This window comes from Candidatus Flexicrinis affinis (assembly GCA_016716525.1).
Classification (GTDB): Bacteria; Chloroflexota; Anaerolineae; order Aggregatilineales; family Phototrophicaceae; genus Flexicrinis; species Flexicrinis affinis.
Genome location: JADJWE010000001.1, coordinates 1,865,549 through 1,881,691 on the forward strand (window position 1 = coordinate 1,865,549; position 16,143 = coordinate 1,881,691).

Below are 16,143 nucleotides of genomic sequence, written 5' to 3' on the forward strand. Positions count from 1 at the left end.
AATCGGAATCCGATACGCGTACGAACTCACGAAGTATAGGACGGCACACCGTTGGGCATCGTAAGTCCAATTGAATCCATCGACATGGCGTGAGGTACACGACGGCTAAGGCGCGACTTAACTCGTTCACAGCCGCGTGTGTGATACTATTCACAAGGGTGCCACCAGGGGGTTCGCGCATGCGGCGATTGTTCATCATCTTGTCGTTTCTACTGACAGTTGTGCTGGTCGCGGCGGCTATCCTTGGTCCGCGCTTCGGAGCACGTGCCACCGAGGCGAGTGAATCGCAGTTCACGCAAGTTCAACGGATTGACGTCACAAATCTCGTCAGCACGGCCGGGATTGCCGCGCCGGAACGGACCGCCATCCTCACCTTTGGGACGACAGGCACAGTGGCCGACGTTGCGGTGGAGATCGGCGATTCGGTCACCGCCGACGACGTTCTGTCCACACTGGATGTCGCCCGGCTGGAACTCGCCGTCGCGAATGCCGAACAATCGGTGATGATCGCGCAGGCGAATTTAGATCGTCTGACAACGCCCCCGACGGCGGCCCAGATTGCCGCCGCCGAAGCGGCTGTCGCTGGAGCACGCGCGCAGCTCACCGCGGCTCGGAACAATCGCGAAGCGGCCCCGGAACAACGTGCCATGAGCTGCCTTAACCTTGACACGCTGCAGCTTCAGGTCGAAGACGCGCAATCGCGGTACGACGACTACGTGAAGGCCGGTCTGCTGTACGACGCCATTTTCGTACCGGACGACAACGCGCCGCAGGCTGTCGCGTTGACCAATACCCGCAGTCAGTACGACATGGCTGCGGCACAGTGTCGAGCGGCAGAGATCGCCGCGCAGGACACCGGCGCCGTCGATGCCGCTTCGGCGCAGCTTGCACAAGCGGAGGCGCAGTTGGCTGCCTTGCTGGAAGGCCCGACCGAGAACGAAGTTGCCATCGCACGCGCTCAAGTGATGCAAGCGCAGCTTGGCCTCGATCAGGCGCATCAGGCCCTGGATGACGCCAAGATCACCCCACCGTTCTCTGGAATCGTAACCGATGTGCAGCTCCGCATTGGTCAGACTGCATCGCCCGGCGCTGGCAGCATTACGATCGCCGATCTCTCAACACTGCATTTCGATGTGGACATCGACGAACTCGACGTCGCTCAATTGGCGCAGGGGCAAAGCGTCGACATCCGCGTTGATGCACTGCGAGACGTGCCGATTTCCGGCACCGTCACGCGTGTTAGTCCGGCCGGGCGGACGGTTCAAGGCGTGACAACGTACTCTGCACGAATCGAAGTGACAGGCGATATGCCCGAGGGGCTTCGTTCAGGCATGGGCGCGGACATCGACATCGTCGTGGGCGAACAGCGCGGTGTGCTGGCAGTGCCCACGCGCTCGATTCAGCGTGGTGAGGGCGGCGAGTTCGTGCTCAAGCGTGTCGAAGGCGGCGACGATGTCGAAGTGTTGGTGATATCCGGCCAATCGGTCGGCGAGCTCACCGTGGTGGTAGGTGACCTCGACGAAGGCGACACGATCTATCTCGACATTCCCGAGTCGCTGTTTGGGTTCGGCGCGCGGCGGAGCTTCTAGCGTGAGCCCGCGCCCGATCATCGTCACTAACGACCTGCGCAAGGTGTATCAGATGGGCGACCAAACGGTCGAAGCCCTGCGCGGCGTCTCCGTGACCATCAACGAGGGGGAAATGGTCGCGATCACCGGGCCAAGCGGCAGCGGCAAGTCCACGCTGATGGCGATCCTCGGCGCGCTTGACGTGCCAAGCGCTGGGACATACCGGCTGGACGGCACCGAGCTATCCGACATGAACGAAAACCAGCTCGCGGCGATTCGCAACTGGCGTATCGGGTTCGTATTCCAGAAATTCAACCTGCTTGCCCGCGCTTCGGCGCTGGATAACGTCGCGCTGCCGCTGGTGTACGCGGGTATCCCTACGCGTAAGCGCCGTGAGATGGCCCGTGCGGCATTGGAACTCGTCGACCTCGGCAACCGTTTGTGGCACAAACCGGCCGAGCTTTCGGGCGGGCAGCAGCAGCGCGTGGCGATCGCACGTGCGCTCGTCAACACGCCGTCGATCATTCTTGCCGACGAACCAACCGGAAACCTCGATACCAAGACTGGAAGCGACATCCTCGACCTGTTTGGCCGCCTACACAGCGAGCAGGGCATCACGCTGATCATCGTGACACATGCCCAAGAGGTGGCTGGCCAGTGCGAGCGCGTCATCAAGATTCGTGACGGCTTGATCGAGGAGGACAGCGCCGAACGGGCCACCCGGCCTGCGCTGGAGGGTGGCGCATGAAGCGGCTTCTCGTGCCCGCCAGTTGGCGCTTCACCGCCGCGATCGTGCTGGGCATTGTCCTGTTTGCGTCCGGTCTGGTGTCTGAGCGGTGGTTCGACCTCGACGGCTACGTCAAGACGGTCATCGAAGGGATGTTCGACGTCGAGATCCCGGACGGCTTCACCGTTCCGCGGTCGTTTGGACAGCAGGCGGCGCAAACCGAAGTCACCGACGAGCAGGCAAACCGGCTCAGCGCCGCGACCGACCTACCGCCCGCGGTGCTGCGCCAGCTTCAATTCACATTTATCGCCATCTTCAATCCGATCTCGCTCTACGGCGGCTATGCCGTATCGGCAGCAGGCGCGTTGATCGCGCTCGGTGGCGCGATCGGGCTTGGCCGCAAACGCTCCGCATCGACATGGGACTGGATGATCCGCTGCGGGGGGCTGGTTTCCGGCGTTTTCTTCACGTACTGGCTCGGCACTGTCAATTCGGCGGCTACCGTCGTGCCGATCGTCCCGTCCATGAACGTGCTGTTCTGGGTCGCGCTCGCCGCTACGGCGCTGATGATTCTGCGTGAACTGCTGCCGTCGCCGCCTGTCGAGCAGTTGGATCAGGTCGCGTCGGTCAGCGTGGGACAGAACATCGGGGTGGCGTTCGATGCGCTGCGCGCCAACAAGCTGCGCTCGGCCCTGACCATGCTGGGCATCGTAATCGGCGTGATGGCCGTCGTTTCGCTGCTATCGGTCGGACGCGGTGCTGAAGCCGTCATCACCGACCAGATCAACAACATCGGCACAAATCTCGTGACCGTACTTCCGACGACGGGCATTAGCACGCTCACGCTAGAGGATGCCGACGCGATTCGCGCGTCGGTCAACGACCTCGCATCGGTAGTGCCGCAGTACATCGCGTCCGCGCAGATCAAGAGCGATCAAGGCAGCGTACAGGCGCGGGTAGTCGGGACGTCCGTCGACTATACCGAGACCAGCAATCTGACGGTTGACCTCGGCCGGTTCTTCGACGCAACCGAATACCAGACCGCTGCCCGGGTCGCGATCGTCGGCACGGCAGTGGCCGAGGAGCTGTTCGGTGGACTGAGCCCGGTGGGTCGCACTATTCGGGTCAACAGCCAGCGGCTCGAAATCATCGGGCTGATGCAGGAGCGCGACGCTGGTTTCGGCGCAAACCCGAATCTCCAGATCTATGTCCCGCTGACGACCAGCTACCGCAGCCTCTTCAACGCGCGTGGCATCGCGTCGAGCTTGGAGACCGTCTCCAGCATTATCATCTCGGTCGAGTCGCCAGACGATATTCCGCGCGCCAAAGACGACATCTCGCGCTTGCTTCGGCGCAGGCACGAACTCGCCCTCGACGACGAGGACGACTTTCTGATCTTCGACCAGCAGCAGCTCCTTGACGCGGCTTCGACAATCACGGGCGTGCTCACGGTGATGCTTGGCGCGATCGCCGGCGTGTCGCTGCTTGTCGGCGGCATCGGCATCATGAATATCAGCCTCGTGTCCGTCACCGAACGTACACGCGAGATCGGTCTGCGAAAGGCACTCGGCGCGCGCCGCTCGCACATTCTGCAGCAGTTCCTGATCGAAACCACCGTCCTGAGCACGATCGGCGGCGCGCTTGGCGTCCTGTTGGGCGTCGGCCTCGCCCAGCTCATCAACGCGAGCGGCGTCCTAACCGCCAGTATCACTGCCGATTCGGTGCTGCTCGGTCTTGGCTTCAGCATCATGGTCGGCATCTTCTTCGGCGTCTACCCTGCCCGGCGTGCTGCCCGGCTGCAGCCCATCGAGGCCCTGCGCTATGAATAGCTTCACCACGGAGAAATCGATGACACGGTTCGCGGCTCTGCTGCTCATCCTGACGCTGGCGATCACCGGCGTATTTGCCCAAGACGACACCGAGACGATCCGCGTTGTGTTCATCGCCGCACGAAGCGGAACCGACGGGGCCGCTGATCAGGCGGCTTATGCAGCGGCGCAGCAGGCCGTGCGCGAGGTGAACGATAACGACGACGATCCCGTCGAAGCGACAGATGGGACGCGCTACGAGATTGAGATCGAACGCGTGCTGGTCACCGATGGGGACGACGCGCTCGACGCGTATCAGGACGCACTGGACGACGGCGCGGATGTCGTGCTGGCGTCGGTATCAACGTCTTTGCAAGACGCGCTCTTGGGCCGCGCAAGCCTGCCGATCCCCGTGCTCTATTTCGCGGAGAATGACAGTAATCCGGCGGCCGCGATCAAGCTCGCACCCGATGTGCAGAGTCAGATCACGGCCATGGCCGACTACATCATCGACGAACGCGGCGCACAGTCGGTTGCAATCGTTAACGCCGACACCGTCACGGCCGACGCGCGCGCCGACGCGTTCGAGCGCGCAATCGGCGTTGGTGCACTCGCCTTGCGCAGCGTTCACGAAGCCGATGAGACGGACTTCTCGGATGTCGCGCGGAGCGTGCGTGACAGTGACGCCGACGCGATCTTCGTCTGGACGTTGGACGCGCAAGGCCGCGCACTGCTGCGCGCGCTTGACGACGTCGGTTGGTCGGGGCTGGTCATGTATGGCGATATCGACGCAGGATTTGTCACGGCTAGCAGTGCCGAGTTGATCGATGGGTTGCTCGGCCCGGCAGCCTGGAACCCGACGGCCGTCAATCCGCAGACGCGCGCATTTACCACAGAGTATGCCGCCGGTGCCGATTCCCCTACCCTGACCGAAGAGAGCGGTGCGTACTACGACGCCATCTCCCTCATCGCTGAGACCCTGCGGCGAACGCCGACGCTGTCACGCGTCAACCTCGGTGCGACCAGCTTCACCGGCGTGCAAGGGGATTACACGAACGGACGGCCCAACACGGTGCGCCTGTTCGAGATCGGCGCTGGCGGCGAATGGATCGAGGCGGCGCGCTACGTCGGCGCGGTCTGCGAGACCTGCCCCGATTTCTTCGTGAGTGACACGACGGAAGTGAACGAGGCTCGTGAGGTGTTGTTCAACATCGCGCTGCTCGCCGATCAAAGCGGTACGACGTCCGAGGTCGGCAGGCATGCCCAGCAGGCGATCGAGCTCGCCGTCCGCGAGATTAACGAGTTGGGCGGCATCATTGGGCCGCAGAACGTGCGCTATACGCTCAGGCTGGCCGTATACGATGCGCCGGATGCGACCGCTGCCCCTGCGGCGTTCGAGCGCGCTGTCCGCGAAGGCGCGAACGTCATCGTCGGCCCGGACTTGAACAGCTACGTGGTGCTAACTGCGCTGGCGGCCGATGCGGTCGGGATTCCGCAGATTGCCACAGCCACCGGCCTCACGTCGCCAAGCCTGAGCACGCTTCAGTTCCTCAAGCAGGGCCGGTCCAACGACCGTACGCGCGCCGCGGCCGCTGTCAGCTTCGTCTCCGAGGAGTTGGAATTGACGAATCTCGCGCTGATCGTCGGCCGTACCGACTGGGGCCTGAATGTGCAGTCCGCCGTGCGCGCGGCAGTACGCGCAACCGAGGACGCCGAACTCGTGTTCTCTGCGGAGCATGGGCCGGAGCTGCCAGACCTGTCCGTCTTCGTGCCAGACATCCTGAATTCGGGTGCAGAGGCCGTCATGGTCTGGTCGACGCCGGCGTCGATGCTCTCGCTCGTGCAGGCGCTGGCAGAAACCGAGTGGCAAGGGACACTGGTCTACGGATATGCCTTGCCCAACCTGCCCGAACTCGCGAGCTTGGCGTCGCTGCCCGACGGCGTGCGCCTTCTGCTGCCGGTCGGTTGGTGGCCCACCGCGACCGATTGGGCGGGCCGTTGGTTTGCCGACCAGTACCGCGAGTTATTCGATGAGGAGCCGATCGAGCAAACCGCCGCCTACTACGACGCTATCCACCTGATTCGTCGTGCGATTGAAGTCGGTGGGCCGGCGCCCGCCGCCTTGCAGGATTTCTTGACCAACGACGCCCAGTTCATCGGCGCGCAGGGCACGTACAATCCAGCAACTTATGGTACGGGCGAGCTCACACAAGCAGTGATGATCTTGGAGTGGCGAGATGGTCAAATGGCGCCAGCAGCACGGTACAACGCCTGTGACGGGGTGTGCGATCGTGTCGACTAGGCTGCGACGCGCCCGGCGGGCTGCTGCTGAGTGATGCAGTGGATACACCCGCCGCCCAGCAAGATCTCGCGCCCGGCTACAGGCACAATCTGACGGTCGGGGAACAGGCCATCGAGGATGCGTACGGCGGCCGCATCGTTGACATCGCCGAACTGCGGGACGATCACGGCACCGTTGGCGATGTAGAAATTGACGTAACTCGCAGCTAGGCGGTCACCGGCACGGCGCGGCTTGCTGCCATCGACTGCCACAACGCCGGCGGCCTCCTGCGCGGTCATCGACAGCCGGCCGGGCAGTGGCAGCCTCGAAACCATCAGGCGGCGGCCGTTGGCGTCCGTCGAGTCGGCAAGGACCTCGAACGCGCTGCGCGAGACACGGTACTGCGGATCGCGCGGATTGTCGCACCATGCGAGAACGACATGCCCGGGCGCGACAAAGCACGCCATGTTGTCGATATGTCCGTCTGTCTCGTCAAACAGGATCCCCTCGTCGAGCCATATAACGCGCCGCACCCCGACATAATCGCGCAGTCTGCGTTCGACGAGGCTTTCGGTCAGCCGGCTTCCCCTGTTCGGGTTAAGCAGGCACTGGCGGGTCGCCAGTGCTGTGCCCTGTCCATCTACATGGATGGCGCCGCCCTCCATTACGAATTCGGCGCGGTAATACGGCACACCGGCACGGTCGCATACTTCCGCCGCCACCAAGTCGTCCCGATCCCACTGCGCGTACAATCCTTTCGCCGCCCCACCCCATGCGTTGAACCGCCAGTCGACGCCGCGCACCTCGCGGTTCGCGTTGACAACGAACGTTGGCCCGACATCGCGCATCCACGCATCGTCCGTCTCAAGCTCGACAAGCCGCACGGATGATGGCAGCAGCGCGCGCGCACGGCTGACGACAGCGGCGCTCACGCCAATGGTGACGGGCTCGAAGCGGCTGATCTGGGCGGCTACGCGTGCAAAGGCCGCCTGAGCGGGCCCCGCCGACTCGCGCCAGTTGTCAGGCCGGTGCGGAAAGAGCATCCAGCAGCCTGCATGCGGCTCCCACTCGGCAGGCATCCAATACCCGTCAGCAGCAGGTGCGCGTGGCAGCGGCGGCTGTGTCATTTCGAGTCGAACCCCTCTTCGCTGCGCCAACGCTCAGGAACATCCGTCGATGTCGGCTCGACGATCCGGCTGTAGAGCTGTGGCTTGCGTTGATGAAGCAGCGGGAACAGCGCGCGCATTCGCTTGAGGACCGCCATGTCGATATCGGTGACGATCACTTCGCGGGTGTCGCGGCCCGCTTGCACGAGGACCTTTCCGGTCGGGTCGCAAACGAAGCTACTGCCGTAAAAGGTCAGCCCGAACTCCTCGCCGATTCGGTTAGCCGCGCCGACGAACACGCCATTGGCGACGGCATGCCCGCGCATGACGGTCTTCCACGCGGCCTGTGAGTCGAACTCAGGGTCGGTCGGCTCGCTGCCGATGGCTGTCGGATAGAAGATGAACGCCGCGCCGTTGAGCGCGTAGATGCGCGCCAGTTCCGGAAACCACTGGTCGTAACACGTCGGCACGGCCGTCGGCACACCATGTACATCGTGCACAGGGTATTCCGCTGCGCCCGCGAAGTAGTCGGTCTCGTGATAGCCCTCGCCGGACGGGATATGTACTTTGCGCGTGAGGCCGATCCTGTCACCGTCTGGGCCGTAGATCACGGCAGTGTTGCGATACGTGCCGTCGGCGCTGAGTTCAAACAAGCTGCCGATCAACGTGATGCCGTGACCCCTCGCCATCTCGGCAAAGAACTGCGCGGATTCACCGGTTTCCAACGCTTCGGCCCACTCAAAACCGCTTGGGTCGCGCTGAACGGGGAAATAGGGCGACAGCGACAGCTCCGGCAAGCACACCCAGCGAGCACCGAGCGCCACTGCGTCCCCGATCAGAAGATCGTATTCGTCCTTCATCGCTGCACGCGAACCCAACCAGCGGGTCTGCACCAGCGCAATCCTTGTTGTGTCGGTCACCCGAACACCTTTCGTTGAGTTGATGCCCTTCTTCGATTCTACACCGAAGTCAACAAATGCCCGCCTTCTGCGACGAACAGGGGCAAACGCTCGAGCGGGGCCGGGACGGTCGTCGTTCGGCCACCCACGTAGCTGTCCCCAGTGTGCCAATCGACCCATCGCCGGCCCGCCGGCAAGTACACGGTGCGATGGTGGGCGCCTTCCTCGTACACCGGCGCCACCAGCACATCCGGCCCGACCATGAACTCGAATGACTGATCGTACGTGTTCGGGTCGTCGGAATGGTAGAAGACCGTTGGCGCGTTGATCGGCTCGCCACGTACCGACGCGGCCAGCATTCGCTGCTTGATATAGGGCATGAAGCGCATGCGCAGCCGAATGGCGTCTCGTACCAGCGGCAGCACGTCTGGGTACATCCACGGCGACGTTACACTGCCGTCCGTGTTCCAACTGTGGATCGTGAATCGCGGGGTTAATGCACCCGCCTGCGCCCACCGGACCAGCAGTTCGGGGCTGGGCGGCGGACCGTCAAAGCCGCCGATATCGTGCCCCCAGTTCGGTACGCCGCTCAGGCTGAGGCCCAGCCCCATCGGGATGTTGAACTTGAGCGTGTGCCACGACGTGCGGTTGTCGCCCGTCCATGTCTGCGCATAGCGCTGGATGCCTGCGCTGCCCGCGCGCGTCAGCACGAGCGGCGGCTGAGACGGATCGTGCTGGGCTGTCGCTGTGTAGCTCGCGTGTGCCATCAGCAGCGTCTGAATGGGCCGCGCCTCGCCGAGCGAGAGCGTATCGCCAAAACCGGCACAGCGAGCCGCGTCGTCGGGAAGCTGAAACTCGTTGTTGTCGTTCCAAAGGGACGCGATCCCGACTTTGAGCAGTGTTTCGGTTGCTTGCTCTACCCACCAGTTGTAGCCAGCCTCGGACGTAAAATCGATGTACGCACACGGCGCCTTTTCGTTACGCCCGCCGGGCCATGCCATGGCGATCTGCGGTCGTTCGCTCTCCAGTTCTTTGATGAGCGCGCCGGAACGCCGAAGGGCCGCAAACTTCGGGTGCGACTCGAGGATGTACGGTTTGACGTTGGCGGCAAGGCGGACGCCCCGCTTTTCAAACTCCGCTGCGAGGCCCGCGGGATCGGGAATTTTGTCGGTATTCCAGCAGAACGTACGCCGGCGACCGAGCGCGTCGGTTGTGTAGCCGGACGACAGGTGGAACCCGCTCACGGGGATTTCGTGCTTTTCGCACTCGAGTAGGAATCGCCTGAGCTGGGCGTCGGCATCCTCCGCTTCGGTGTACTTCATTGCCGAGCCGAGATAGCCCAGCGCCCACCCCGGCATCTCGGCCGGTCGGCCGGTCAGCCGGGTATACTTGTCAAGCACTTCGGCCATCGTCGGGCCATAGATCACGTAGTAGTCGAGGTCGCCGCCGTCGAAACGAACCGACCGGTAAGATCCCCAGAATGCGTCGATCTCGGCCCCGTTGTCGTATTCACCGCTGTGCGCGTTGTCGTGAAACATCCCGAACGCCACGTTGTACTTGGTGTTCAGGATGATGTGAAACGGGATGTGTTTGTACAGCGGGTCGGATGTCTCGGCGTTGTACCCGAGCGCGTCGACCATCTTAAGGCGAAGCCGCCGCCCGGATTTCTCGAGCCGGCCCGTGCGCTCGCCAAATCCGTAGTACCGCTCATCGGGGCTCATCTCGAGATAGTGCCAGACGGCTTGCCCCGCACAATCGTAGGTGTAGGCGCGGTCGGGTAGATCGCGGAAGATATGCTTGCCGGCGACCGACCACGAAAGCGCGAACGTCTCGGGGTTAACCTGCACGCGCAAGCGCGCGGAGAACAACGCGTTGTCGATCCACGTGAACGGCGTCGGTGCGAAGGCGCATGGGGCATCCCGATCGCGCCCTTGTCGCGGCATCGAGCCGTCACGGTTGACGACCGCCCATGTTCGTGCGGAGCGCGGAGCGCCATCCGGCATGAACTGCACGCGCACGACATCGTCGGCCAGTGGCGTGATCTGCAGCACTTCGCCACGTGCGCCTGTAAGCACGAGGTGATTCTTCTCAACGGAGTCGACCTGTCCCTGCGAGACCGAAATCGGACGCATACGTCACTTCATCCCAGTTGTGGCAATTCCAGTGGTAATGTACTTCTGAAGGAACGCGAATACCACTGTTACAGGCAGCAAAGTCAGCACCGTCATCGCCAACAACGTGTCCCACTGCGTTTGCAGTTCGCCGCTGAAGCTGCTCAGCCCCACCTGAAGCGTCTTGTACTCGCTGGATTGCAGAACGACAAGCGGCCAAAGGAAGTCGTTCCAGCGCCACATGACGCTGAAGATTGCTAGCACGGCAAGCGCGGGACGCGCCAGCGGCAGGATGATCTGCAGGTAGATGCGCCACTCGCTCGCGCCATCCAACCGGGCCGATTCGAGCAGTTCATCGGGTATCGTGAGCATATACTGGCGCAGCAAGAACACGCCCGTCGGCGTCGCGATACTCGGGATAATCACGCCGATGAGGCTGTCAAACCAGCCAACGCTCCTGATCGTCAACAGAAGGGGAATCAAGATTACTGAGAGGGGCACAAGCAGCGTCGAAATCATCACGATGAAGATGCCGTTCCGCCCCCGAAACTGATACTTGCTGAGCGCGAACGCCGCCATGCTGTTGACCAGCAGTGTCAGGGCAGTCGCCACCGCGGTAACTGTCACCGTGTTCACGAAGTAGCGCAGGAAGTTGAAACGCTCGATCCCTCTGATGTAGTTGTCGAACGAGAAGACCACCTGTTCGACCGGCGCCGTCAGGTTGATGTTTACCCTGATGATCTCCTCTGGATTTGCCGGATCGACATGCTGTCCCTCAATTCCGACGCGGCGAATGCGGGCCAGCTCGCGTGTCGTCCCATCCTCCAGTTCGACGGTGTAGAGCGGGAGCGGATCGTCATAACCCGGTACCGTCACCATTTCTTGACGGTATGGAAGTAGACGGGGCGGGAAGTGAAGAAGGTCGGACTGCTCCTTGAACGACGATGTGACCAACCACATGACCGGCCCGAACATCAGCAGCGTGCCGAGTATCAGATATGCATACGTCGCGTAGTCGGCCCAATCGGGTCCGCGCTTGCCGTGAGTACGCCCAAGAAAGCGCCCAACTGCAGCCATCGTGGAATCCTCCTAGGCCAACTCGGACTGGCGCCCAGCCCGTAATTGAATGAGTGTCAGAACAAGGAGTATCACCGCGAGAATCAGCGATGCCGCCGCCGCTAGCCCGTACTGATTGGGAGGCATGAACGCGGTGTTGAAGACGTATTGAACCATAAAGGTCGTCGCCGTGCCCGGTCCGCCGCTCGAGAAGGCGTATACGATGTCGAACGACTGTACCGCGCGAATTACGGAGAGAACGAGTACAACCAGCATCGTAGGCATCAGCAGTGGCAGTGTGATACGCCGGAACGCTTGCCAGCGGTTCGCCCCATCGATAGAGGACGCCTCATACAGCTCTGTCGGTATCGATTGCAGCCCTGCCAGCAGGATGAGCGTGTAGAACCCCATTTGCGACCACACACTGATGAACACCACCCAGAAGCGTGTCCATCCGATGCTGACAAGAAAGGGTAGTCGCTCGCCGCCAGCGGCAACGATCAGCGCGTTGAGGAGGCCGTCGTTCTGCAAGATCCAGCGCCAAATCAGCGCAACAACGACCGGCGACAAAAGCACCGGATAAAAGAACACACTGCGGAAAAACGCACGTGCCTTGATCTTCTGGTTCAGTACCAGTGCCGTGCCGAGGGAGACCAGCACGAGCGCGCCGACTTGCAGCACAACAAACCATGTTGTGTTGTACATCGCGCTCCAAAACGTGTCCTCGCGGCACGTGTTGGGATCGAGGAAATTGCCACACTCAAACAGGCGAGAGAAATTCTCGCCACCTACGGGTGTTCTTTCCGCAAGGAAGAACTGCGTACCACCGGTGAAGGCGTACGCAAAATTCAGAATCATTGGCACCAATATGAAGATTACGAATACTGCGAGGTTCGGCAGCACGAATACGTACGGCATTCGCTTGGCGCCGATGATCCCCTGCAGGGGTCGAAAGATCCCGTCGAAAAAGTCCACGACGCCGTTGAAAATGTAGTCCCCGAACGTCCGGTGGACTCGATACTCGCTCCGGACTTTGCCTCCTGCAGCCATATCTAGTTGAACCTTTCTAGTCCCGGTTACGTGACGTTCCTTCCGAACATCACTGTGATATGAACAGTCATGCGGGGACGCCCGAACAGGCGCCCCCGCATGGGACAGAACACTTACGCGTTTTGCAGCGGGCTAGACCTAGCCGCCGGCCGCCGCGATCGCCTCATCGATGTCCTGCTGAATGCGCACAATCGCGTCATCGAGCGACAGTTCGCCGATCATGTACTGAGTCAGCCGGTCGCGCATCGAGTTCGCGAGAGGGGTGAAGTGTGCGTAAAGCTGGAGAGCCCACGCCTGATCGGCGAGCTTCGGAACCTCAGCCATGAACACGTTCAATGCCGCTGCCGCAGCTTCGCTTTCGGTCACGTACTCGAATTCCGGGAGCGCAAGGTGTCCGGGAATGAACAGCGTGCGGGCCGTGAATTCGGCATGAACCTCAGGCGAGGCCAAATACTCCATGACGCGCGCGACTTCCGCCGGGTGCTCGGTGCTCGCGAATGCCATCAGCGTGGCGCCACCCGGCATGCCGGTGCTGCCACCCGGGCCGGACGGGTTGGGAACGGCTTCCCAGTCGAACGCATCACCGATGTTGGTATCGAAGTTGCCGATTTGCCACGAGCCTGCCATGTACATGACGACCTGCCCGTTCAAGAAGTAATTGGTGGCGGGGGCGTAATTTCCGCCGCTGCCAAGCCAAACGTCTGCCGGAGTGAGGCCCTGATCATGCCAGCTCTTAAGCTCCTCGGCATAAGCACGGAAGCCTTCGCTGTCGATGGTGACGGTGCCTTCAGCATCGAGGATCGTCGCGCCCGTGCTGACCAGCGGGCCGCTGATACGATGGCCGCTGCGATCAATCGCGATCGCATAGTCGGTGCCAGTCGCTTCAGCAACGGCTTGGGCCGCCGCCACCCATTCCGCCCATGTAACCGACTCAGAAGTGTCGCTCGGGACTTCGATGCCGGCCTGTTCGAACAGCGTCCGATTGATGTAGGGGCCGGTGACGGTCAACTGCGTTGGAATGCCGTAGATTCCGGTCGTGTCGCCGTCAGGGCGAAACGCCGCCAGAAGCGGGGCCGGAAAATACGATGCAAAAGTCTCAGCATCGCTGAGGTAGGGCGTCAAGTCCAGATAGTAGTCCCGCAGCTGCGCGAACTGCGTCAGACGCGCCAAGTCGGGCGCTTCGCCAGCCTGCACCTGCAGGGGAAGCTGCTGAAGGATACCGTCGGAATAGCCTACAGTCTCGATCACGACCTTGATGTCAGGGTTGTCGGCTTCGAAGCGGTCCAGAAGTTCTCTGACAACTTCACCTTCGTTACCATCGTTGTACCAGACCATGCGGAGTTCAACGGCATCTTGCGCTGCAACACCCATGACCAGCGCAACAAGCAGCAGTAGAACAAGTGACAGCTTTCGCATACATCCTCCAATTTGTCGTATAGACGGGACGGCTCGGACCGTCTCGCACAAGAGAATAGCCCAGCGCGTAATGCCATGCAACCGGCTTAACATTAGATCACGCGCTCGTTGCCCCCATCGACCGGGACCTGCGCACCAGTCGTCCGGCTAAAGTCGGGGCCAAGCAGCGCAGCGACTGCCCGAGCCACGTCGCGGCTGTTGACGTCGGCGCGCAGGACGTTATTGGTGCGATACGCATCTACCGTCAGGCCGTACTGCGCTGCGCGTGCCGCGATGATCTCGTCCGTCCACAACGCCGTATCGAATACCTGATTGGGATGCACGATGTTCACTCGAATGCCGTCCCTGCCCCACTCCAGTGCCGCCACGCGCGCGAGCTGATTAAGCGCCGCCTTGGACGCCGAATACGCGGATGCGCCCGGTCCCGGCGCAGGCACGTTCTTGCTGCCGACCACGGCCACGCGTCCGCCGCGTGGCGCGAGCTTCAGCAGTGGATACGTTGCCTTGAGAAGTTCCATGTTGGAATTGACATTGACATCGAACGCACGCTTCCAAACGTCCGAGTCTTGATCCGCAATCTGAGACGACGGCGGGAAGATTCCGGCGTTCAGCACCACCATATCCAGCCCGCCGAACACCCACATGGCGTAGTGTAGGGCTTCGCGTGTCTTCTGGCTGTCGGTCAGGTCGACGCCAATGCCGAGATACTCCGGGCTTTCGACATGCACGTTGTCATACACCGACCGGTCGATATCGAGCGCGATTACGGCTGCCCCAAGTTCGAGCAGCCGATCCACGATCGCCTTGCCGATCCCGCTCGCCCCGCCGGTGACCAGTGCGACTTCTCCCTCGAACACGCGGCGCGTGACATGCGCCTTGAGCTTGGCTTGTTCCAGCTCCCAGTACTCGACGTCGAAGATGTGCTGGGATGCGAGCGGCTGCCATCTCTCGAGTGCCTCTGCACGCACCATCGCAACGATCGTCTGCGACGCAATCCTTCCAGCAAGCTCCGCCTCGGCCATTGTGCGCCCGGCGCTCATCATGCCCAGCTCCGGGTCGAGCACCACGCGCGGCGCGGGATCAAGCATCTGCAGCGGGCGTTCCGACTTCTCGGAATGCGCCGTGAAGTAGTCCCGGTATGTCTCGACATACTGCTCGACATCGCGCCCTACGAGGGGAATGCGCTTGGTGCGAATAACGTGATCGGGTGTGAGCGGGCCGCGCGTCGCCAATTCGGCGGCATGCTCCAGCTTCATCAGCCCGAACCCCTTCGACGACGGGTAGTACGTGAGCAGCATGGGCGCGCCGGCGGCCTGGCTAATGCGCTTACGCAGGTCGGCCTGCAGCAGCACGCGATCGATCAGCGGATCGCTGCTGCTGTACGGCCAATCGTACGCACCGTGGTCCGCCAGAAACTTCTCTGCCTGCTGCACAACACCAATCATGCGATCGTAGGCGTCTTTGGCGGTATCGCCCCACGTGAACACCCCGTGATTCATCAAGACGACGACATCGGTCGAGTCGGTCGCGTGGGTGCGCCACAGCTCCACCACCGTGCGTGCCAGCGTGAACCCGGGCATGACATACGGCACGATCAGCACGCGGTCGCCGTAGACCTCGCGGACAAACCGCTCGCCGCTAGGGGTGTTCGTGATCGTAACGACGGCGTCCGCGTGCGTGTGAAGCACGAATTTACCCGGCAACGCGGCATGCAGCACGGCTTCCACCGACGGTGAAGGCGCGGCGGCCTTGACCTTGTACGAGGCCAGCGCGTCGATCATCTCGGCGTCGCTCAGCGACGGCAGTTCTGCAAGCCGGCCTGTCTCGATCAGACGAAGCGGCGCGAAGCCCTCCTCGGTGATCGTGGCGAGATCATGTCCGCTGCCCTTGACGTAGATTCGGGCTTCCGGCTCCCCGTACAGGTCGGTCTCGTTTACCTTGACCGAGGTATTGCCGCCGCCGAACAGTACGAGCGATTGATCGGAACCGAGCAGCCGCGAAACGTAAACCAATTGTGCGAGGTCCGTCGTGAAGGCCGACGCTTTGTCCGTCGCGTAGCGGTTCTCAACGGTCATTTCCCCTCCTCAACGAACACAACACTCAACGCAGGCCGATTGCGGT

Annotated in this window: 11 protein-coding genes; 4 read left to right on the forward strand and 7 right to left on the reverse strand. The window is 62.2% G+C overall.

Going from position 1 to position 16,143, the window contains the following annotated elements; all coding sequences use genetic code 11:
• The first annotated feature begins 179 nt into the window (after positions 1 to 179).
• Genes IPM16_08055 through IPM16_08070 form a run of 4 tightly spaced genes read left to right on the forward strand, consistent with a single transcriptional unit; the run spans position 180 to position 6,405 of the window.
• A complete protein-coding gene (locus tag IPM16_08055) occupies positions 180 to 1,589 on the forward strand; it encodes an efflux RND transporter periplasmic adaptor subunit (GenBank protein ID MBK9123064.1) in 1,410 nt (469 codons plus the stop codon).
• 16 nt (positions 1,590 to 1,605) lie between these two features.
• The gene (locus IPM16_08060; GenBank protein ID MBK9123065.1) at positions 1,606 to 2,316 is read left to right on the forward strand and encodes an ABC transporter ATP-binding protein; all 711 of its coding nucleotides are present in this window, start codon (positions 1,606 to 1,608) and stop codon (positions 2,314 to 2,316) included.
• Entirely contained in the window at positions 2,313 to 4,124 is a 1,812-nt protein-coding gene (locus IPM16_08065) for an ABC transporter permease (protein ID MBK9123066.1), read from the forward strand. Before IPM16_08060 ends, IPM16_08065 begins: the two co-directional genes overlap by 4 nt.
• Before the next feature lie 19 nt (positions 4,125 to 4,143).
• The gene (locus tag IPM16_08070; protein MBK9123067.1) at positions 4,144 to 6,405 is read left to right on the forward strand and encodes an ABC transporter substrate-binding protein; all 2,262 of its coding nucleotides are present in this window, start codon (positions 4,144 to 4,146) and stop codon (positions 6,403 to 6,405) included.
• Here the strand turns inward: IPM16_08070 and aguA are convergent.
• The 7 genes from aguA to IPM16_08105 all read right to left on the reverse strand — a co-directional run bounded on the left by aguA (position 6,402) and on the right by IPM16_08105 (position 16,097).
• Positions 6,402 to 7,511 carry an agmatine deiminase gene (gene aguA, locus IPM16_08075; protein ID MBK9123068.1) on the reverse strand — a complete coding sequence of 370 codons (1,110 nt, stop codon included), beginning with the start codon at positions 7,509 to 7,511 and terminating at the stop codon, positions 6,402 to 6,404. The genes IPM16_08070 and aguA overlap by 4 nt on opposite strands.
• A complete protein-coding gene (locus IPM16_08080; GenBank protein ID MBK9123069.1) occupies positions 7,508 to 8,410 on the reverse strand; it encodes a hydrolase in 903 nt (300 codons plus the stop codon). The genes aguA and IPM16_08080 overlap by 4 nt, the downstream gene beginning before the upstream one ends.
• A gap of 38 nt (positions 8,411 to 8,448) precedes the next feature.
• Positions 8,449 to 10,521: an alpha-glucosidase gene (locus IPM16_08085; protein ID MBK9123070.1), complete on the reverse strand. Its 2,073-nt coding sequence runs from the start codon at positions 10,519 to 10,521 to the stop codon at positions 8,449 to 8,451.
• A gap of 3 nt (positions 10,522 to 10,524) precedes the next feature.
• Positions 10,525 to 11,577 carry a carbohydrate ABC transporter permease gene (locus tag IPM16_08090; protein MBK9123071.1) on the reverse strand — a complete coding sequence of 351 codons (1,053 nt, stop codon included), beginning with the start codon at positions 11,575 to 11,577 and terminating at the stop codon, positions 10,525 to 10,527.
• Positions 11,578 to 11,589: 12 nt separating this feature from the next.
• A complete protein-coding gene (locus tag IPM16_08095) occupies positions 11,590 to 12,606 on the reverse strand; it encodes a sugar ABC transporter permease (protein ID MBK9123072.1) in 1,017 nt (338 codons plus the stop codon).
• 138 nt (positions 12,607 to 12,744) lie between these two features.
• On the reverse strand, positions 12,745 to 13,995 hold the full coding sequence (locus IPM16_08100; GenBank protein ID MBK9123073.1) for a carbohydrate ABC transporter substrate-binding protein: 1,251 nt from the start codon (positions 13,993 to 13,995) through the stop codon (positions 12,745 to 12,747).
• A 119-nt stretch (positions 13,996 to 14,114) separates the two neighbouring features.
• On the reverse strand, positions 14,115 to 16,097 hold the full coding sequence (locus IPM16_08105; protein ID MBK9123074.1) for a bifunctional aldolase/short-chain dehydrogenase: 1,983 nt from the start codon (positions 16,095 to 16,097) through the stop codon (positions 14,115 to 14,117).
• Positions 16,098 to 16,143: the final 46 nt, after the last annotated feature.